Origin of the sequence: Flavobacterium glaciei (assembly GCF_003350545.1) — a bacterium.
GTDB classification, from domain to species: Bacteria; Bacteroidota; Bacteroidia; order Flavobacteriales; family Flavobacteriaceae; genus Flavobacterium; species Flavobacterium glaciei.
Map to the genome: position 1 here is coordinate 208,275 of NZ_QQBA01000002.1, position 21,335 is coordinate 229,609.

Genomic DNA, 21,335 nt, shown 5'->3' on the forward strand with positions numbered 1-21,335 from the left:
ATACAAAAAAAAGCCCTTAAAATAAGGGCTTTTTTTGTATCTTAGAATTGTATTAATTACAATTTAGCAACGTGCTTAGTCAATTTAGATTTTAAATTAGAAGCTTTATTATCATGAATGATATTCTTCTTTGCTAATTTATCAATCATAGATATCACGCTTGACAATTTAGATGTAGCATCTGCTTTATCAGTAGCTATTCTCAAGGCCTTGATAGCGTTACGAGTAGTTTTGTGTTGGTATCTATTTAATACTCTTCTCTTTTCGTTACTTCTAATTCTCTTTAGAGCTGATTTATGATTTGCCATTTTATTGTTTTTTTTTTAAATGTAATAATTGTTATAAACTATTAGTTAAAAAAGAAAAACCTCCCACAATTGTTAATCAATCACTTTGGTTTTAACTAATAAAACAATGATTGGAGACACCAACCTCTGTTTTACAAAACTTATTTACAACTAATTGTAGTCCGTAAGGGAATCGAACCCCTGTTACCAAGACGAAATCTTGGCGTCCTAACCCCTAGACGAACGGACCATTATCCCCTAAGTTTTTATCAATATAAATTGAAATTGTAGCCCGTAGCGGAATCGAACCGCTCTTACATGGATGAAAACCATGCGTCCTAACCGATAGACGAACGGGCCATTTTTCCTTCTAAGTTCAGGAAAACTTTAACATGCAATAAAAAAAGTAGCCCGTAGCGGAATCGAACCGCTCTTACATGGATGAAAACCATGCGTCCTAACCGATAGACGAACGGGCCCTGCTTCTCTAATGCGGATGCAAAAATACAACTATTTTTGAAACGTACAATAGTACATGCAAAAAAAAATATTTTTTTTTAATACGCCTTCGCAAATAACACTCTACCCACTGAGCTTTCCCCTGTAAACACACAACTTCCCGCTTCTTCAACCCTATCTAAAGGAATACATCTGATTGTAGCTTTAGTTAAGTCCTTAATCCTCTCTTCAGTTGCAGCAGTTCCATCCCAATGTGCTGAAACAAACCCTCCTTTAGTATCTAAAACTTCTTTAAACTCTTCAAAACTATTTACTTCAGTAATATGAGCATTCCTATATTTTAACGCTTTTTCAAATAATTCTTTTTGAATTTGCTCTAATAAATCACCAATATAAGTAGTAATTACATTTTTAGAAACCACTTCTTTTGTCAAAGTATCTCTTCTTGCCACCTCAAAAGTTCCATTTTCTAAATCTTTTGGACCCACAGCAATTCGAACAGGCACTCCTTTTAATTCCCATTCAGCAAATTTAAAACCAGGTTTCTGAGTGGTTCTGTCATCAAATTTCACCGAAATATGTAATTTTCTTAAAGTAGCTATCAAAACGTTTACTTCGGCCGTTATAGCTGCTAATTGCTCATCCGTTTTATAAATAGGAACAATTACTACCTGAATAGGTGCTAAACTTGGAGGCAATACCAATCCCTGATCGTCTGAATGCGTCATTACTAATGCTCCCATTAAACGAGTAGAAACACCCCAAGAAGTTCCCCAAACATATTCTTGCTTTCCTTCGGCATTTGCAAATTTAACATCAAACGCTTTAGCAAAATTCTGGCCTAAAAAGTGTGACGTACCAGCTTGTAAAGCTTTTCCATCTTGCATTAAAGCTTCGATACAAAATGTCTCCTCAGCTCCAGCAAAACGTTCTGTTTCAGTTTTAACCCCTTTTATAACTGGAATTGCCATAAAATTCTCAGCAAAATCAGCATATACATTCATCATCTTTTCTGATTCTTCAACTGCTTCTGCTTTTGTTGCATGAGCAGTATGCCCTTCTTGCCATAAAAACTCTGCTGTTCGCAAAAATAATCTGGTCCTCATTTCCCAACGCACAACATTGGCCCATTGATTAATTAACAATGGTAAATCCCTGTACGATTGTACCCATCCTTTGTAAGTAGACCAAATAATTGCTTCACTTGTAGGACGAACAATTAATTCCTCTTCTAATTTTGCATTAGGATCAACCATTAATTTTCCTGGTTTGTCCGGGTCATTTTTTAATCTATAATGAGTTACAATTGCACATTCTTTTGCAAATCCTTCCGCATTTTTCTCTTCAGCCTCAAACATGCTTTTAGGAACAAATAACGGAAAGTAGGCGTTTTGATGACCTGTCTCTTTGAACATTCGATCCAATTCAGCTTGCATTTTTTCCCATATTGCATATCCGTAAGGTTTGATAACCATACAGCCTCTAACTCCTGAATTTTCGGCTAAATCGGCTTTGACAACCAATTCGTTATACCATTTTGAATAATCTTCTGATCTTGTAGTTAAGTTCTTACTCATGTTGAATAATTTGGCACAAATTTTGCATTAATAATTTTAAGTAAATAGTTTAGCAAAACTAACTATTTTTGTAATGTGCAACAATAAAAACTCCATATATATGAAAACTAGTACTCTTTCCTTTCGAAACCCAACAATATATTACTTTGTTGGACTTTTGAGCATTCTGTTGACATCCTGTGGCTCCTATCAAAACAGTTCTTACTATGATTCTGACGGAATATATGGTAACGCTCCAAGAAGAGCTGTAGAAGTAGAGACGCAAAATGCTCCAAATAACTACTACAAAGACTATTTTGGGTCCTTGAAAAATAACAACAACCAATCTGTAGAAATTTTTACAGATGTAGACAATTACAATGATTATAACATAGATAACGACAGCTTAGACTACAACAATTATCCAGGATGGGGCAGTAATCCGCAAACTGTAAGCGTAAACATTTACGACAATGGATGGGGAATGAATAATTGGTATGGAAACAACTGGGGCTGGAATGGCGGTTTTGGTTGGGGAATGAACAATTGGTATGGAAACAACTGGGGTTGGAATGGCGGTTTTGGATGGGGAATGAACAATTGGGGTTGGAATAACTGGGGTTGGAATGGCGGTTTTGGCTGGAATAATTGGGGATGGAATAACTGGTATGGCAACAATTGGGGACACCCTAATAATAACAGAATCTATTCTTACAACCCAAGTAGAAGAGGTTCTTCTTATGCCAACAATACAAGTAGTAATAGAAATTACAATACCCGAAGTTCAGCAAATTACTCTAGAAACCAAACTAATACAGTTAATCGTAGAACTAATTTAGATTACAGAGGAAATACGAATAATGATTTTAGGAGAAGTGGTACAAACGGATTCAACAGAACTGGTCCAACATTTTCAAGAAATCAAGGTCAATATCAAAACAATTCCAATAATTCATCTGGTAGAAGATCTAATATGAATAGCACACGCAGTGATAACAGCAGATCTGAAAGATCATATTCTCCAAGTACAAGAAACGACAACAATTCAAGATCATACAGTCCTAGCTCAAATAGTTCAGGGAATTATGGTGGCGGAGGAAGATCATCTGGAGGTGGCGGAAGAGGTGGTAGAGGATAATAATTAATTTATAAACATTCCTATTTTGACATTAAACTAAAACCTACAAATTAAAAATGAAAAAATACATATATTTATTAGCTTTAGGCTTCACTGTAAGCGTTGCACAATCACAAGAAATATCGGACGCGATGCGCTACGCACAAGATAACCTAAATGGAACAGCTCGTTTTAGAGCTATGAGTGGTGCTTTTGGTGCTCTTGGAGGTGATTTATCCTCGCTAAATGTAAATCCTGCGGGTTCTGCTATATTTACAAATAACCAAATGACTCTGACCCTAAGTAATTTTGGCACAAAAAATAATTCTAATTATTTTGGCAGTACAAATAACGAAAAAAATAACTCTTTTGATTTGAATCAAGCCGGAGCTGTTTTTGTCTTTAATAACAAAAGCACAAACAGCAATTGGAAAAAAGTTTCACTGGGTATCAATTATGAAAATACCAATAATTTTAATAATGGATTATATGCTGCAGGAACCAATCCAAACAATTCAATAGCTAATTATTTTTTAAGTTATGCCAATGGGATTCCTTTGAATGTGATACAAAATTCAAATTTTGAGGACTTAGATTACGGAGGACAACAAGCTTTTTTAGGTTACGAAGGCTTTATAATTAACCCAGTTGATGAGAATAATTCAAATAACACACAATATTCTTCAAATGTTCCATCAGGAGGGAATTATTACCAAGAAAACTCTGTTTACAGCACTGGCTATAACGGAAAGTTAGTATTCAACGCAGCCACTTCTTACAAAGATAAATTGTACATTGGGTTGAACTTAAATTCCCATTTTACAGATTATCAAAGATCAACAAGTTTTTATGAGGATAATAATGCACCCTTAACAAATAATTACACTGTTTCAAGATTGATATTCAATAATGACTTAAACACTTACGGAACAGGATTCTCGTTTCAAGTGGGAGCCATTGCAAAATTGACAAATGAAGTTCGCTTGGGATTAGCGTATGAATCTTCGACTTGGTATAAATTGACAGACGAACTATCACAAAGTTTAATTGCTGTAAGTGCTAATACTGGTGGAGAATTAGAACCTGATGATGTAGACCCGCAAGTAATTAATATTTACGAACCATATAAATTACAAACTCCAAGTAAACTTACTGGAAGTTTTGCCTATATTTTTGGAAAATCTGGTTTAATAAGTGTTGATTACGCTATTAAGGATTACAGCAACACTCAATTTAAGCCTGTAAACGACCCTTATTTTAATAGTCTAAACAGTGATATGAATTCGATATTAGACACTACAAGCGAATTAAGATTAGGTGCTGAGTACAAAATAGACGCATTAAGCTTACGAGGTGGATACCGTTTTGAGCAAAGTCCATATAAAAACAAAACAACGATAGGAGACTTAACTGGATTTTCTGCAGGTTTAGGGTATAATTTTGGTTCAACCAAAGTAGATTTAGCGTACTCGTATGCAAAACGAAATTCACAACAAGGATTTTTTAATCAAGGATTTACAGATGGTGCAAGTGTTGATGCCATAAACAATAATGTTTCAGTTACATTACTATTTGAATTATAGCTCATCAAAAAATATAATTTAAAATCCGTTTCGCTATTTTTTAGACTAAACGGATTTTTTTTTAGCCATGATTGTCCCGAAGTGTCGGGAGAAATCCTCCCTTAATTTTGGGAGATTACTTCAAACTAGCTTTCATTATTATGCGAGTTCAATAAACTTTGTTTGAAACGTACAGCAGGAATAGCTCTATAAAAAACACAAAGATTTATGGTCCTAAAAATAAAAATTGTAATTTTGCAAAATTCCCAAATTATAGGGATTCTAATGTTATGAGAACTAAGTCTTTAAAAAAGAATAAAATCAACGTAATCACTCTAGGGTGTTCGAAAAATGTATATGATAGTGAAGTCTTAATGGGACAACTTCGCGCAAGTGGAAAGGACGTTACACACGAAGCTCCAGAAGCAGAAGAGGGAAATATCATTGTAATAAATACTTGTGGATTTATAGATAATGCTAAAGCAGAATCAGTAAATATGATTTTGGAATATGCAGACAAAAAAGAAAGAGGATTGGTCGATAAAGTATTCGTTACCGGATGTTTATCTGAACGTTACAGACCCGATTTAGAAAAAGAAATACCAAATGTAGACCAGTTTTTTGGAACTACAGAGTTACCTCAATTATTAAAAGCTTTAGGAGCAGATTATAAGCATGAATTACTGGGAGAAAGATTGACTACAACTCCAAAAAATTATGCGTATTTAAAAATTTCAGAGGGTTGTGATAGACCTTGCAGCTTTTGCGCCATTCCGTTGATGCGAGGAAAAAACGTTTCGCAAACCATTGAAAAATTAGTTAAAGAATCTGAAGGCTTGGCTAAAAATGGAGTAAAGGAATTGATCTTGATCGCTCAAGACTTAACCTATTACGGATTAGATATTTACAAAAAAAGAGCTCTTGGAGAACTATTGGAAGCGTTAGTAAAAGTTGAAGGAATTGAATGGATTCGTTTGCATTATGCTTTTCCAACCGGTTTTCCAATGGATGTTTTAGAAATCATGAAACGCGAGCCTAAAATTTGTAATTATATTGACATTCCGTTACAACACATTTCAGATTCTATCCTGAAATCAATGCGTCGTGGAACCACTCAAGAAAAAACAACAAAATTATTGAAAGATTTCCGTGCTGCTGTACCCGGAATGGCTATTCGTACAACTTTGATTGTAGGATATCCAGGAGAAACTCAAGAAGATTTCAATATCTTGAAAGATTTTGTTCAAGAAATGAAGTTTGACAGAATGGGATGTTTTGCTTATTCTCATGAAGAAAACACACATGCTTACGCACTAGAAGATGATGTGCCGGACAATGTAAAGCAAGAACGTGCTAACGAAATTATGGAATTACAGTCGCAAATTTCTTGGGACTTAAATCAAGAGAAAGTAGGACAGACATTTAAATGTATTATTGACAGAAAAGAAGGTGGCCATTTTGTAGGAAGAACTGAATTTGACAGCCCAGATGTAGATAATGAGGTTTTGATTGACGCATCAAAACATTATGTAAAAACGGGTGAATTTGCAATGATCAAAATAATTGAGGCTACAGAATTTGATTTGTACGGAGAGCCTGCGTAATTTTCTAAAGACGATTTTAATCCATTTTAAAAAATAAATATGAAATCAATTCAATCATTATTAATCATCGCGTTTATTTTATTATCAACAAATATAATTTCTGCACAATTCGGGAATAATGGTTTTGGAAATGGAAATAATCGTAGAATGAACAGTGCTATGGATCAATCCAGAACCCAAGACAAACCAAAAGAAATTCCAGTTGAAGTAACGGTAGAAAAAATTATTAAGAGAATTCAGCCGGAACTCATACTAGACGAACTTCAGATAATAGCAATTTCGAATATTTTGACCGAAAGTATAAAAACGCAAGGCATGCTTATAAAAGCAGAAGTTAGTCAAGAAGACAAAATTAAAAACATAACGGCTCTTTCTGAAACTACTGATAGAAAAGTAATGGAATTATTAAACAAGGACCAGAAGATAAAATATATAGCCATGAACGAAGAAGCTAAAAATCCTAAAAAATCGAAATCTAAAAAGAAATCCAATTAATCGATTTTTTAGTATGTTGCTAAATGAAAACCTACATGAGAAAAATTTTCTATTACCTTATTTTGACAGTTATCGCTGCATCTTGCTCTACAAATCCTTATAAAAAGAGTGAAAAAATATATGATTCAAAGCTAAAAACATTAAAAGAAACTATTTCTAATAAAGATTCAAAGCCATTAACTGTTATACCCCATGTAGAAATAAACATTGACACAGTATACACGAAACAGTTACATACATACAAAGACACACTTTTCAAAATGGGTCCTACGCCTCTGCAAAACGGCGTAAATACAGAATGGATAGGAACCGTAAATTTTAATTTAAGAAAGCCAAATTTCATTATTATCCATCATACTGCACAGGATTCATTACAGCAAACATTAAAAACATTTACAAAAATAGAATCACAAGTGAGCTCCCATTATCTAATTTCAGACGATGGTAAAGTAGTGCAAATGTTGAATGATTATTTAAGAGCTTGGCATGCAGGTGCTGGTACCTGGGGAAGAAATACAGATATCAACTCGGCATCAATAGGCATTGAATTAGACAACAATGGATTCGAAGTTTTTTCTGAATTACAAATCAATAGCTTACTGGCTCTTTTGACTAAGCTAAAAAAAGATTACAACATTCCTACTCAAAACATCATTGGACATGCAGATATTGCTCCAACTAGAAAAAAAGATCCTAGTCAATTATTTCCTTGGAAAATATTAGCAGACAAAGGTTTTGGTCTTTGGCCAGATGAATTTTTAGAAAATGCTCCAATTGATTTTAATGTTGAACAAGGATTGCGAATTATAGGGTATGATACAAAAAATCTACCAGCAGCTATAACTGCTTTTAAATTACATTATATACAAACAGAAGTTAATGCTGTATTGGATGAAAAAACTAGAAACACCATTTATTCCATTTATAAAAAACAATAAGCTGTTTACATAATATACATTACCATAAAAACGGTTTTTTGAATCTTTCAAAAGACCGTTTTGTATTTAAAGCCACATTAATTCAAACTCTTCACTTAGTTTATTACTACTCAAAGTTATACTTCCTCAGAGTTTTTGACAAAAAAACATTTCACAACTAGTATAAGAAGTTATTGCAGTATAGCATAAATCAGTCAACTTTTTGAATTACTAACAAAAACAGCTATTACATCTTAACAAAAAAAAGCTGCCAAAATACTTGAAAGCATCTTAGCAGCAAAAAAAATATTAATTCAATACTAGAACGAGTAAGTAGTCGCCAGTAAGGCATAAGCTGTTAAACCTTTTGGCGCAGCATCACTATTTGTAAAAATATCTTCTGAAGCTTTGTCAACACGGAACTCAGGAATAATAGTCAAGTTTCCTACCTTATAATTTAATGACAACGTATTACCTACAATACTAGTTCCAGCAAGTGAACCAAGTCCCGCAGTAGCATTTTTAGCATCTAAATACTCTAATCTGTAAGCTAAGCTTAATGACTCTTTGAATGCGAAATTAGCATATCCTACTAGAGCAAACCATTCACCATCCAAAGAACTATCAAAGTCATTGTTAGTCATTGCATACGTACCGTTGAATCCTAAAGAGAAAGAGTCACTAACTTTTTTTGAACCTACAAAATCAAATTGTGTTTTATTTTCATCAGAAATAGGATTGCTACTTCCGGAAGTAACATTGAAATATGCACTTCCAGTGTCACCAATATACCCTAGTTGACCAATGAAAGTTTTTTGGCTAGACCCCGCTTCGATTGTGGTTTTAAAATCTGTTGGATTTGAAACCCCAGCCATAAAGGTAAATTTTCCAGAAGTATATTGTGCTTTAACACCCGTATTAAAAAACGGTCCATACGTAAATGCATATGACATACTGTAGTTTTTATTGTCTACTGCATCCAATAATTCATAGCCAACATGAGTTCCAAAACTTCCTGCAGTTACTTTAAATTTATCTGAAAACTCATAGGTAAAATTCAATTGCTTAATCATAAATGTAGTTGAGTCGTCATTATAAGTAAATTGAGAAGCTCTGCTACCGAAACCCAAGTCAACAAAAACTGAAGCTTTACCCATTTTGTGAGATGCTTCAATGGAAGCCATACCTAATTCAAAAGAATTGTGTGAATTTGTAAAGCTGGTAAAACTGTTGTCTACTCCCGAGAAATCATATTTATAATAGGCATCAGCAGAACCTGCAAAAGTAGTTGAAGGTACAACAGTAGTATCTTGTGCAAAAGTTAAACTTGTTATTAGCGATAATGCTAAAATAGTTAGGAATTTTTTCATCTTTAAATGGTTTTAATTAGTAATCTAGTTTGGTTAATATATTGGTCTTGGTTTATCCTTCTTTGAAAAAATATAATTTCAAAAACTAAAGAAAACTGCACTTTAATTCTCTTTATAAAATGTAAATTTCTCTAGTTTATGAAGCGAATTTATTAACTTTTAATTCACTTTAATTACTATTTAGCACTTTTTTACTTTGTTTTGAGAAGAATTATTAATAACTAAAATTCAACAAAAAATAATAGATATTCCGTATTTTTAAGTAACTATTTTAAAAATACAATAAATACTAAAAACTACACACCCCCTATTTTTTTATACTAAAATATTATATAAGATAAAAAATTAGCTATTTATGCGTTTTTATATATGTCATAAATTATATACCCCTATTATTTTATACTCAAACTCAATTTTAAAAAATAATTAAAAAAAACAACTAAAATATTGAATACATTCTCACTAACATCAATTTGAAGTATTTTAATCGTTCTCAACACTATTTACACTTCCAAAAATTAGAACTGAATCCAGAATTGTAAAAACCTAAATTCCACCATTATTAAAACTGATTTTATGAAAATTTTAATTGTTTAAAGATTGCTATTTTTGTATATTTATGTCATGTTTAACACGATATCAAAAATCATCATTTTACTTGTAGCTGTCACTTTCACCTTTATTTGGGTTAGTGATAAGTTTTCAATATTTATGTTTGAGAAGCAATACGATTTATACGAATTAGCAGAAAATAATACTGAAGAAAACACTAATGAGAGCAAACTAAAATTAGTTTTTATAGATTCAATTGAATTTTTTAATTGTTTCAAATGTTATTCTTTAATCAAAAACAGTTTTAGTTCTTTTGACTTATTTATAGTCAAGGAGTTTGTGATAAAAAATCTGACTCCTCCACCAGAATAGTCTATTCCATTTTTTATTAAAACCATTATTACCATACATCGCAAATTGAAAACAAATTCATATTCACATCCTATTATTTAAACACATGAAAAATTTATTTATAACATTCACTATTTTATTTACGTCTTCATTAATCGCGCAAACCCATCAAATCGTTAAACATGATGGAGAAACAATTGAAATAAACTTTATAAAAAATGAAAATAATTTGGTTTATTACACACTACCTAAAAGCGCTGAAGAAAAGACAATAAGTCAATATGCCGTGTCACAGTTGAATGAAAAATCAAAAAGCACCTCTGAAGTCATATCTGAAAAAATTCAACTGAATGGGAAATCCGATTATAAAAAGGTTGTTGTACTAAAAAAACATCAAACTAAAGGATTGAAAGAAACTGGATTGATTACTAGTTTCTATTCAGGAACTAAGGGAGAAACTCCATTATCGTTTATTGATAACGGTGAGAAACGATTAAAACAAAATGCAGCTGATAAAGGTTCTCAATTTATCGTGATTCTTTCTAATAAACCCAAAAACTTAAAAGCAGCTATTTATACTTATTAAAAAATTTGATAATAAATTCATATCTCTACTTTATGAAGTAGAAATATATTGAATAAAAAAACGAGGACAGATTTGTATAAAACACAATTTCTGTTCTCGTTTCTTTATTTATAAATAGTATTCAATACAATTATTCTATAATCAATGATTTCACGTTCATAAATTCTTTGATTCCTATTGCACCTAATTCTCTTCCGTATCCTGATTTTTTTACACCTCCAAAAGGAATTCTAGAATCCGACCTCACTAACGAATTCACGAATACATTTCCGGCTTCAATTTTTCGTGCTAATAAATAGGCATTTTTGCGGTCATCTGACCAGATTGCAGCACCTAAACCATATCTATGATTATTAGCAATATTCACAGCATCATGCGCATCCTTAGCTCTAGTAATTGTAGCCAATGGACCAAATGTTTCTTCTTGAAACGCAATATTATTAGTATCAACAAAATCAATTAATGTGGGTTTAAAATTGCAGTCATCCCGCTCTCCTCCTACTATTAATTTTGCGCCTTGTAACAATGATTTTTCCAATTGAATTGCTAATTTTTCAGCTAAATCCAACCGAGCTAGCGGCCCCATATTAATTCCTTCTTGCAATGGATTTCCTTGATGCAATGATTTTATTTTCTGGCTAAAGAGAGCCGTAAATTCATCTGCTACTTTTTCAGTAACAATAAATCGTTTGGCACAAATACATGCCTGACCTGCGTTTAACATTCTGGATTGTGCAGCAATCGTTGCCGCATTTTCAAGATTTGCATCATTCAAAACTATAAAAGCATCCGAACCACCCAATTCCATTACAGATTTCTTGATGTGTTTTCCTGCCAACGAAGCAACTGATGAACCCGCCATTTCACTCCCAGTCAAAGTAACTCCTTGTACAATATTAGACGCAATTACACTTTCAATTTGAGGAATTTCTATTGTGATTTGTTGAAAAACACCTTCAGGAAAACCCGCTTCTAAAAATACATTTTCAATTGCTTTTGCGCAACCAATAACGTTAGATGCATGTTTTAAAAGCGTTACATTTCCCGCCATAATTGCTGGAGCTGCATAACGCAATACTTGCCAAAAAGGATAATTCCATGGCATTATTGCAAATACTGCTCCCATTGGGTCATAAACAGACATACTCTTGAAAGGAGTATTGTAATATTCATCCTTTAAAAACTGCTCTGCATTCTGGGCATAGAAATCGCAGTTTCCAGCTGATTTTTCAACTTCAGAAATACTTTCAGACAAAACTTTACCCATCTCATTAGTAATCAACAATCCCAACTCCAGTTTTTTTTCTCTAAGTATAGACGCAAGCCTTAGCATCATATCTGCTCTTTGCTTAAATGTGGTTTGCTTCCAATTTTTAAAAGCTTGCTCAGACAATTGTAGTTTTTGATTCAGTTGTGCATTAGTCAAGACTTCATACTCGCCAATAGTAAGTTGTGAAAACGGATTTATTGATTTAAAAATCATGTGCTTTTAATTTAAATTCTTTGAAATGTAAGTTTTAGAAATCAACTTATTGTTTGAAATTGTATCAACTTCACAAATACTCGATAAAATTCTAGAACTAGTAAAATTAAAGCTATTAATGCAAGGATGGAAAAAAATCACGAGAAAAAGATAGACCTGTTTGTGAAATTTTGAAGAATTTTCTAAACAAATAAAAAAAAGCAAACATTAGGTTAAATCTCGTTAATTTACTTGTGCATTTCCATAAAAACTGTGTCAAGTAGTTCGAATACTTTTTCTTTATCCAATGGTTTTGTAATACAGTCCATAAAACCAAATTGCATCATTTTCTCTTTATCTTCAAATGAGGAATAAGCCGTTTGAGCAATAACAGGAAGTTCTGGTTTTATCATTTTTATTTTTTGGTAAGCTTGAAAACCATCTAAAACAGGCATTTTTATATCCATAAAGACCAAAGTAATATTTGGATTTTCTGTACAAATATCTACGGCTTCTTGCCCGTTTTTAGCTCTTATAACAGTATGGTTTTTTAATTCTATAATTTTTTTCAAGAGCATGTAATTAATGGTATCATCTTCTGCAATTAAAATAATCTCATTATCATAATTAGTATAATGATATTTTTCTTTTTTGGGTTTCCTCGCCTTTACGGAATGATCAAATTTTAATGGTATTGTAAATGAAAAAACAGAACCTAAACCAATTGTAGAACTTACCGTTATTTCTCCTCCCAACAATTCAACATAAGCTTTTGTAATAGACAACCCAAGACCTAATCCTGATAATTCTATAGACCCATCGCCTTCAATTCTTCTAAATCTATCAAAAATTACTTTTAAATAATTTTCGCTGATACCCATACCTGAGTCTTCTATCTTAAATTCTAAAACTTCTTTTTCTTTATTTATTGAATAACCAAAAGCAACAAAACCTCTATCTGTAAATTTTAATGCATTGGTTATTAAATTAACAATAATCTGTTTCAGTTTTGTTTCATCTGTTAAAATATTTCCTTGCAGTTTCTCAGAATTTTCAATGATATAAAATTGAATATCTTTGTCTTTAGGAATCGTGACCTTGATGGAATCATACAATTCTGTAATGCACTTTTCTATATCTAATCCTTTAATATTAGGTGTAATTTGCTTTGCATCAATTTTAGACATTTCAATCAGATCTTCAATAATGGAAACCAAACTTCCACCACTATTTTTTATAATTTTTAAATACTCTAACCTTTCTTTTTCCTCTAATTTTGAATCAAGCAGTAAATCACTAAAACCCATGATGGCATTCATAGGCGTTCTGATTTCATGCGATAAATTAGCCAAAAAAGATGATTTTAAAGTATCACTTTCTTCTGCTTTCTGTTTAGAAATTTCTAATTGCTTCCGTTGATTGCTGTTTTCTTCAAATAAGTTTCCTATATATCCAAATTCACCGTCAGACCTCTTTAAACTGTTGATAGAATTTACATTGCCTGTTTCTAATATATTTTTAATTAACTTTAGGGGATTATAAACCCATCTTTTAGTATAATAAACGTAGACAAAAATACTTATCAACGAAACGAAAACAACAATAAAAAGAATCTCTTTTGAGTTCGTATAGTTTAAATTAAAAGGTCTTTTAAAAATCAAATTAACCACAACTTCATTTTTCCAATCTTTTAGATCTAAACTAACTATAACAAAATCATCTTCATTAGCTGTCACAGCATCACTTGAAGACAAGTAGATTTTTGAGTTACTTATAATACCTAACCTCTTCAAAAAGGATTCATCTAAAAGTCTTGCCATAAAAAAATAACCAGAAGGACTGGTTTTAATCTTTTTAGGATCATTAGAAGGATGAATAGTTGCACCAAAAACCTCAACAATTCCCTCTGGAATTTTTATATAAAATCTTTTAAGTTTAGATTTATAAAGCATAGACATCATCTCTTTTGGGATAAAATCAAAGCTTCTAATCTTAGGAGAAACTGTTTTATTGATTATTTTTTTATCTAATCCATAAATACCAATATAATCAACTCCATACGATTCAAATTCATTTAAAACATATTGATTATACCACTTTTCATCTTTTGTTTTTGTAAACTGAACCAATTCATTCCAATAGGTAACATCAATAATAGTCGCTGTAGCTGTTTTAGAATCAAGCCTAAACAAAGATTTCACTTCTTTGTCATATTGATTATACGTAGTTTTGTAAAAATGACTTTCTTCTTGAACAGTATAAAGATAAAGCAATATGTAAATTAGAAAAAAGAAAATACTTGTTGAGATTATCAAAATCAATAGTTTTGAATACGTATTTAATTCTATAAATTTTTTCATATGTTACAATCAAATCTAAAAAAAGACTACCAGTATCTTCCATTTTTGTAAGATATATCACTTTTTTTTGCTGACGCAAGTTAAACTTTTTTTATCATAAAAAAAACCCAACACATTAAACTAATGCAGTTTATCATAACCCCGATTTATTTAATCATTTATTCCATTGCAACGCTGATATCAATTTGTCCTCTGACGTTAAATAAAATTCAAAATATCTGTTGGAATTTTCAACAGATTTATAAAAAATTGATTCTAGTAAAACCAGAACCAAACGATTATTTTTCCAAAAATCTAAACTGGATAATTTTTATCTTTAAGACAGCAGTCGGATTATTTAATTTTTTTTCTAAAAAAACCCCAAATAGTATTTAACTTTTTGGGGTAATTCAATATTTATTTTATTTAATTCTAGCCAGTAATTATAAAGGAATGTTTCCGTGTTTTCTATTAGGAGTAATGCTTTTTTTATTTTCGAGCATACTAAATGCTTTTATCAATTTACGTCGGGTGTCTTGTGGTAAAATTACCTCATCTACAAAACCACGTTGCGCTGCTGTATAAGGATTAGCAAACAAATTTGCATATTCAGCTTCCTTTTCTAAGAGTTTGGCTTCATGATCATCCGCTTCACTTATTTCTTTTTTAAAGATGATTTCTGAGGCACCTTTGGCTCCCATTACCGCAATTTCAGCAGTTGGCCAAGCAAAATTCATGTCGGCACCAATGTGTTTAGAGTTCATCACATCATACGCACCACCATACGCTTTACGGGTAATTACAGTTACTCGCGGCACGGTTGCTTCACTAAGGGCGTACAACAGTTTCGCACCGTGAACGATAATTCCGTTCCACTCTTGATCAGTTCCCGGTAAAAATCCTGGTACATCCACCAAAACTAATAATGGAATATTAAAACAATCGCAAAAACGGGTAAATCTTGCCGCTTTTTTCGAACTGTTCACATCCAGACATCCAGCTAAAATCATCGGTTGGTTGGCTATAATTCCTATGCTTTTTCCTCCCAATCGAGCAAAACCCACAAGGATATTTTCGGCATAATTTTTATGAATTTCAAAAAACGAATCTTCATCAATAATACCACCAATAACCTCGTGCATATCGTACGGTTTATTGGGATTATCCGGAATAATAGTCGCTAATTTGGCACGAATCTCATCATTCAGTTCGTAAGGTAAATTGTGTGGTTTTTCTTTGTTGCTTTGTGGCAAATAACTTAACAAGCGCTTCAAATCCTCCAGACATTCCACATCATTGGTAGAAGTAATATGCGCCACACCCGATTTTGTGGAGTGCGTACTTGCACCTCCCAATTCCTCCGAAGTTACCGATTCATTGGTTACAGTTTTTACCACATTCGGACCTGTTACAAACATATAGCTAGTATCCTCCACCATCATCGTAAAATCAGTCATGGCTGGGGAATATACTGCTCCACCGGCACAAGGGCCCATAATAGCAGATATTTGTGGAATCACACCGCTTGCTTGAACGTTTCTGTAAAAAATATCAGCATAGCCACCCAAAGAACGAACACCTTCCTGAATACGTGCTCCACCAGAATCATTCAGTCCAATCATGGGCGCTCCCATTTTGACCGCCATATCCATCACTTTGCAAATTTTCTCAGCATGAGTTTCGGATAACGAACCACCAAAAACGGTAAAATCTTGAGCAAAAATATAAACCAATCGTCCATTTATGGTTCCGTATCCGGTAATGACTCCATCTCCGTAATACAATTCTTTTTCCATTCCAAAATCAGATGTTCGGTGCGTCACCAACATCCCTATTTCTTCAAAAGAACCTTCGTCCATCAAATAATTAACGCGTTCTCTCGCCGTTAGCTTTTTATTCGAATGTTGTTTTGCAATTCTGTTTTTACCTCCACCTAAATGAGCTTCGGAAATTTTATCATTTAATGCCTCTATTTTGTCTTTCATACTATTCTTTTTTTAACCGCTAAGTTTTAATAACCCTTTTGCTTGTGACTAAAGCCAAATTTTTTTTCGCCACAGATTACACAGATTCACACAGATTTCATGCTCATTATTAAAAAAAATCTGTGGAAATCATTTTAATCTGTGGCTAATTTATTCTTTTAATATTAGCCACAGATTCTAATAAAACCATTATAGTTAAGTTTTACTTTTCTTAATGAAACTTAATCTCTTAATGGTTAAAAAAAATATTTTAATTCGGTAAGCGTACGATTTTTTGATCTTCAAAATATTGTTTCAAAGCGACCTTGGCAGCGATTTCGGCTTCTTGGGCTATTTGATTTTTTAACATTTCGGCGCTGTAATAATTTTTTACAAAATGCGTGTCAAATTTCCCAGAACGAAACGCCTCATGTTCAAAAACAAATTTCCCAAAAGGCAATGTTGTCTGCACGCCTTCGACATGATAATCTTCAATGGCCTTAATCATAATTTGAATCGCTTCCTCGCGAGTTTCTCCATAAGTGATTAATTTGGCTAACATAGGATCATAATAAATAGGAACATCCATACCTTGTTCAAAACCGTTATCCACACGAATTCCTTCGCCAACAGGTAATTGATATACATCCAAATGACCCACACTAGGCAAGAAATCATTCAAAGGATCTTCGGCATAAACACGCAATTCCATTGCATGTCCTTTTATTTTTAAGTCTTCTTGTTTAATTGCTAATTCTTCACCTCTGGCCACTCTGATTTGGAGTTCGACCAAATCGGTTCCAGTAATCCATTCCGTAACGGGATGTTCCACCTGTAAACGCGTATTCATCTCCAAGAAGTAGAAATTGTTATTTTCATCCAATAAAAATTCAACAGTTCCAGCTCCTAAATAATCACAGGATTTAGCTACCAAAACGGCTGCTTCTCCCATTTTTTTACGCAATTCTGGTGTTAAAACAGAAGAAGGCGCTTCTTCTATCACTTTTTGGTGACGACGCTGGATGCTACATTCTCTTTCAAAGAAATACAGGACATTGCCATGACTGTCTGCCATAACTTGGATTTCGATATGTCTTGGTGAACCAACATATTTTTCGATAAAAACAGAACCGTCTCCAAAAGCAGCAATAGCTTCACTAATAGCACGATCCATTTGAGATTCGAAATCCGCTTCGCTTTCTACCACTCGCATTCCTTTTCCTCCACCACCAGCTGAAGCTTTAATCAGTATTGGAAAACCAACTTCTTTCGCAATTACTTTTGCTTTTTCGACATCCGTAATGGCTTGGTCAAAACCAGGAACCATTGGGATGTCGTATTGTTTAACAGCCTCTTTAGCCGCTAATTTACTTCCCATTATTTTTATCGCTTTCGATTTTGGACCAATAAAAATGATGTTATTTTTTTCGGCTTCTTCAGCAAAATCTGCATTTTCACTCAAAAATCCATAACCGGGATGAATGGCATCTACATTTAAAGACTTAGCAACCTCTATGATTTTACCTCCTAACAAATACGATTGACTCGAAGGTGCTTCTCCAATCCAAACGGCTTCATCAGCGAATTTTACGTGGGGTGCATTTCTATCGACAGTTGAGTATACTGCTACAGTTTTAATACCCATTTTTTGTGCGGTTTTCATCACCCTGATGGCAATTTCCCCTCTATTGGCAACTAATATTTTTTTCATTTTTTATTTTTTAACTGCAGATTCGCTAATTTTAATTCCCTACAATCAATTCCGTTGAATAATTCAACACTCAATTTATAATTTACGAATTAGCGGTATATAATTATTCGAATTCAATCAACAATTGTCCTTTATCCACGGCGTCTCCTACAGCAACCGAAATGGTTTTGATAACGCCATCGCGCGTAGAAAGAAAACTATTTTCCATTTTCATAGCGCCAAGAATAATTAAATTGTCATTTTCTTTTACCTCTTGTCCCTCCACCACACTAATTTCGAGAATCAATCCGGGCATTGGCGCTTTGATAAAATTGACTTGTTTGGAGAGACCTGTTTCGAATCCCATTTCCTTAATCAAAATGTCCAATGGATTAGAAATGGCAACAATATAAGTATTGTTGTTTACCTTGACTGTGTAGTTTTTTTGTAGAAAATCAGAAGCGATGATTTCCGCTTGATAAGGTGTGTTTTCGTGTAAAATATGGAATTTATCCGTTTCCACACGCACTGCATCCAATTGTGAAACACTTTCTTTTTCCAAATCAAAATGAAAAGTGTCGTTTACATTAACTTTATAACCAATACTCATTTGTTTCTATTTTAGTTTCGTAAAAATAAGTAAAAGAAAACGTTTTCGTAAACCAAAAATTAAAAATTATGCTAAATAGATATAGTTAAATGGAAATATTTTACAAAACTAATAATCCAAACTCTCTAAGGGTTTTAATTGGCTTTGAGTACCAAAACAATTCAAAATCTTCCAATTGTATTTCGAAATTAGCTTTAATTTCTTGAAATGTGAAAATTTTTACATTCGCAACAGAAATTTTAAGCAGCATCTCAACTAACCACTCACCTTCGTTTTTATTAGTTCGAATATTGAAACTTTCCTTTTTATCATGAAAAGTCAAAGTCATCATTTCCCAGGAATTTCCTTTTTTTGATTTGGTGAAATGTTCCACAAATGGTTTTCCGCCTAACCAAACGATTTTTGCTGTAGGCTTGATATTGAAATCCTCGTTTTCGTGTAAAGCGTCAAAAATAAAATCAGGTGAAATTTTAGTCTTTGGAATTTTAAAATCAAACCAATCCTGCAATTCGTAATCAAAACAGATTCCGTGCATAAAGTTGAATAAGGATTTTTTGAGTCCAAAACTGAATTTATCATGGTCAATTCCTGTAGAATCCGTATAATTAATATCGTTATTGGCAAAAGTTCCAATTGCTTCGGTTTCTTTTACAACACCAAATTTCTCCGGGTACAAACCCACGGGACTGTGAGCAGTCATTGCAAACTGGTGCCAAAATCCGGATTGCAACACGCCAACTTCAAATAATTGACGCACCATTTCCAGACTGTCCACCGTTTCCTGAATAGTTTGTGTAGGATAACCATACATTAAATACGCATGAACCATAACGCCTGCTTCGGTGAAATTTCGAGTCACTTTAGCTACTTGTTCTACCGTTACGCCTTTATCAATTAATTTTAATAATCTATCGGAAGCAACTTCGAGACCACCAGAAACCGCAATACAACCGGATGCTTTAAGCAGTAAACACAAATCTTTGGTAAAACTTTTTTCGAATCGAATGTTCGTCCACCATGTCACCGCTAATTTTCTGCGGAGTATTTCGAGAGCCAAAGCACGCATCAAAGCTGGTGGCGCTGCTTCGTCAACAAAATGAAACCCATTTTCGCCCGTTTGGGCAATCATTTCTTCCATTTGGTCGCACAATAAATTGGCCGCAACGGGTTCGTAAACCTTTATATAATCTAAAGAAATATCACAAAAAGTGCATTTTCCCCAATAGCAACCGTGCGCCATGGTGAGTTTGTTCCAGCGGCCGTCACTCCACATTCGGTGCATTGGATTTACAATTTCGATAACCGAAATATATTTATCCAAAAGCAAATCCGAATAATCCGGAGTTCCAACTTGCGATTGTTTGTAATCGTGTTTTGTTGAATTGTTTTTATAAACGACCTTTCCATTTTCTAATAAAAAAGTTCGTTTCAAAGGCATCTCGACTTCGCTCGATGTGATAGCATTTATCAATTCTTCAATTGGTGCTTCGCCATCATCCAAAGTAATAAAATCGAAAAACTCAAAAACGCGTGCATCTGAAAGCGAACGCAGTTCCGTATTGGGAAAACCACCACCCATTGAAATTTTGATTTTTGGATGATGCTTTTTCACCCATTGTGCGGAACGAAAAGCAGAATATAAATTACCTGGAAACGGAACTGAAATCAAGAGTAATGTAGGTTGAATGGTTTCGATTCGTTCTTTTAAAATAGAAAGAAGAATAGTATCAATATAGGTTGGCTCTTGTTGTAAGGCTTCGTACAATTCGTCAAAACAATTCGCACTTCGTCCCAAACGTTCCGCATAGCGACTGAAACCAAAATTAGCATCGACACATTCCACAATAAAATCGGAGATATCTTCGAGATACAAAGTCGCTAAATGCTTCGCTTTATCCTGTGTTCCCATGGTTCCAAAAGCCCAATCTAATTCTTCTAATTGTGCAAACCGAGATGCTTCAGGCAAAAAATCTTCCTGACATATTTGAAGCGCTAATGTTGGATTTTTCCCTTGAAGGAAAGCAATAACAGGATTTATCGTTTTAAGGTATTCATCTTGCAAAGCGTAAATACGTTTCGAATTATCTGAGACTTCTCCAACGCTAAACGTTAAACCTCCAACTTCAAACAAATTTTGCAAACCTTCTTTCGAAAACAATTTTAAAATTACTTCAATACCCAAATCCGCTTGAACAGACTCAATGTTTTTGGTATTCAGAAACCCTTTGATATATGCAGTTGCCGGATACGGAGTATTCAGTTGGGTGAAAGGCGGCGTGATTACGAATAATTTGGTTTTCAAGAGGAATAAGTTTGGTGCAAAAATAAGGGATAATTCTATTCTTTCCACAAAAGTAAAAGGCTACATTTTTATTTATTCTTTAGATTCAAATATAAAATAATGCAATTTTTAG

Annotated in this window: 15 protein-coding genes and 3 tRNA genes; 6 read left to right on the top strand and 12 right to left on the bottom strand. The window is 33.3% G+C overall.

From position 1 onward, the window contains the following. Positions 1 to 56: 56 nt before the first annotated feature. From rpsT to proS, 5 genes are all read right to left on the bottom strand, one after another. On the bottom strand, positions 57 to 308 hold the full coding sequence (gene rpsT, locus DFR66_RS02890) for a 30S ribosomal protein S20 (protein WP_073371796.1): 252 nt from the start codon (positions 306 to 308) through the stop codon (positions 57 to 59). Positions 309 to 465: 157 nt separating this feature from the next. After that, positions 466 to 537: transfer RNA gene (locus DFR66_RS02895), tRNA-Glu, on the bottom strand. 38 nt (positions 538 to 575) lie between these two features. Next, positions 576 to 647: transfer RNA gene (locus DFR66_RS02900), tRNA-Glu, on the bottom strand. A gap of 47 nt (positions 648 to 694) precedes the next feature. Next, positions 695 to 766 (bottom strand) — tRNA-Glu (locus DFR66_RS02905). A 78-nt stretch (positions 767 to 844) separates the two neighbouring features. Continuing rightward, on the bottom strand, positions 845 to 2,323 hold the full coding sequence (proS, locus tag DFR66_RS02910; RefSeq protein ID WP_114753343.1) for a proline--tRNA ligase: 1,479 nt from the start codon (positions 2,321 to 2,323) through the stop codon (positions 845 to 847). 100 nt (positions 2,324 to 2,423) lie between these two features. Between proS and DFR66_RS02915 the strand changes: the two genes are divergently transcribed. The 5 genes from DFR66_RS02915 to DFR66_RS02935 all read left to right on the top strand — a co-directional run bounded on the left by DFR66_RS02915 (position 2,424) and on the right by DFR66_RS02935 (position 8,018). Further along, positions 2,424 to 3,440 carry a hypothetical protein gene (locus tag DFR66_RS02915; protein WP_114753344.1) on the top strand — a complete coding sequence of 339 codons (1,017 nt, stop codon included), beginning with the start codon at positions 2,424 to 2,426 and terminating at the stop codon, positions 3,438 to 3,440. A 56-nt stretch (positions 3,441 to 3,496) separates the two neighbouring features. Further along, the gene (locus DFR66_RS02920; RefSeq protein WP_114753345.1) at positions 3,497 to 5,002 is read left to right on the top strand and encodes an OmpP1/FadL family transporter; all 1,506 of its coding nucleotides are present in this window, start codon (positions 3,497 to 3,499) and stop codon (positions 5,000 to 5,002) included. A 269-nt stretch (positions 5,003 to 5,271) separates the two neighbouring features. Next, a complete protein-coding gene (gene rimO / locus DFR66_RS02925) occupies positions 5,272 to 6,585 on the top strand; it encodes a 30S ribosomal protein S12 methylthiotransferase RimO (RefSeq protein ID WP_114753346.1) in 1,314 nt (437 codons plus the stop codon). Between the two features lie 39 nt (positions 6,586 to 6,624). After that, the gene (locus DFR66_RS02930) at positions 6,625 to 7,080 is read left to right on the top strand and encodes a hypothetical protein (RefSeq protein ID WP_114753347.1); all 456 of its coding nucleotides are present in this window, start codon (positions 6,625 to 6,627) and stop codon (positions 7,078 to 7,080) included. Positions 7,081 to 7,115: 35 nt separating this feature from the next. Beyond that, complete coding sequence (locus tag DFR66_RS02935; protein WP_114753459.1) at positions 7,116 to 8,018, top strand: N-acetylmuramoyl-L-alanine amidase; 903 nt, start codon at positions 7,116 to 7,118, stop codon at positions 8,016 to 8,018. A gap of 299 nt (positions 8,019 to 8,317) precedes the next feature. Here DFR66_RS02935 and DFR66_RS02940 read toward each other — a convergent pair whose 3' ends face one another. Beyond that, a complete protein-coding gene (locus DFR66_RS02940; RefSeq protein WP_114753348.1) occupies positions 8,318 to 9,367 on the bottom strand; it encodes a porin in 1,050 nt (349 codons plus the stop codon). Between the two features lie 1,009 nt (positions 9,368 to 10,376). On the opposite strand from DFR66_RS02940, the gene DFR66_RS02950 reads away from it, so the two are divergent. Then, positions 10,377 to 10,856: a hypothetical protein gene (locus DFR66_RS02950; protein WP_114753350.1), complete on the top strand. Its 480-nt coding sequence runs from the start codon at positions 10,377 to 10,379 to the stop codon at positions 10,854 to 10,856. Between the two features lie 130 nt (positions 10,857 to 10,986). On the opposite strand, the gene DFR66_RS02955 is transcribed toward DFR66_RS02950, so the two are convergent. The 6 genes from DFR66_RS02955 to DFR66_RS02980 all read right to left on the bottom strand — a co-directional run bounded on the left by DFR66_RS02955 (position 10,987) and on the right by DFR66_RS02980 (position 21,223). Then, complete coding sequence (locus DFR66_RS02955; protein WP_114753351.1) at positions 10,987 to 12,339, bottom strand: NAD-dependent succinate-semialdehyde dehydrogenase; 1,353 nt, start codon at positions 12,337 to 12,339, stop codon at positions 10,987 to 10,989. Between the two features lie 227 nt (positions 12,340 to 12,566). Then, positions 12,567 to 14,678 (bottom strand): response regulator, encoded by a 2,112-nt coding sequence (locus DFR66_RS02960; RefSeq protein ID WP_114753352.1) that lies wholly within the window; start codon positions 14,676 to 14,678, stop codon positions 12,567 to 12,569. A 422-nt stretch (positions 14,679 to 15,100) separates the two neighbouring features. Further along, complete coding sequence (locus tag DFR66_RS02965; protein WP_114753353.1) at positions 15,101 to 16,642, bottom strand: acyl-CoA carboxylase subunit beta; 1,542 nt, start codon at positions 16,640 to 16,642, stop codon at positions 15,101 to 15,103. Positions 16,643 to 16,892: 250 nt separating this feature from the next. After that, positions 16,893 to 18,332: an acetyl-CoA carboxylase biotin carboxylase subunit gene (gene accC, locus DFR66_RS02970; protein WP_114753354.1), complete on the bottom strand. Its 1,440-nt coding sequence runs from the start codon at positions 18,330 to 18,332 to the stop codon at positions 16,893 to 16,895. Between the two features lie 103 nt (positions 18,333 to 18,435). Then, on the bottom strand, positions 18,436 to 18,921 hold the full coding sequence (locus DFR66_RS02975) for an acetyl-CoA carboxylase biotin carboxyl carrier protein subunit (protein WP_114753355.1): 486 nt from the start codon (positions 18,919 to 18,921) through the stop codon (positions 18,436 to 18,438). A gap of 100 nt (positions 18,922 to 19,021) precedes the next feature. Then, positions 19,022 to 21,223, bottom strand: a complete 2,202-nt coding sequence (locus DFR66_RS02980; RefSeq protein ID WP_114753356.1) for a B12-binding domain-containing radical SAM protein — start codon at positions 21,221 to 21,223, stop codon at positions 19,022 to 19,024. Positions 21,224 to 21,335 lie beyond the last annotated feature (112 nt).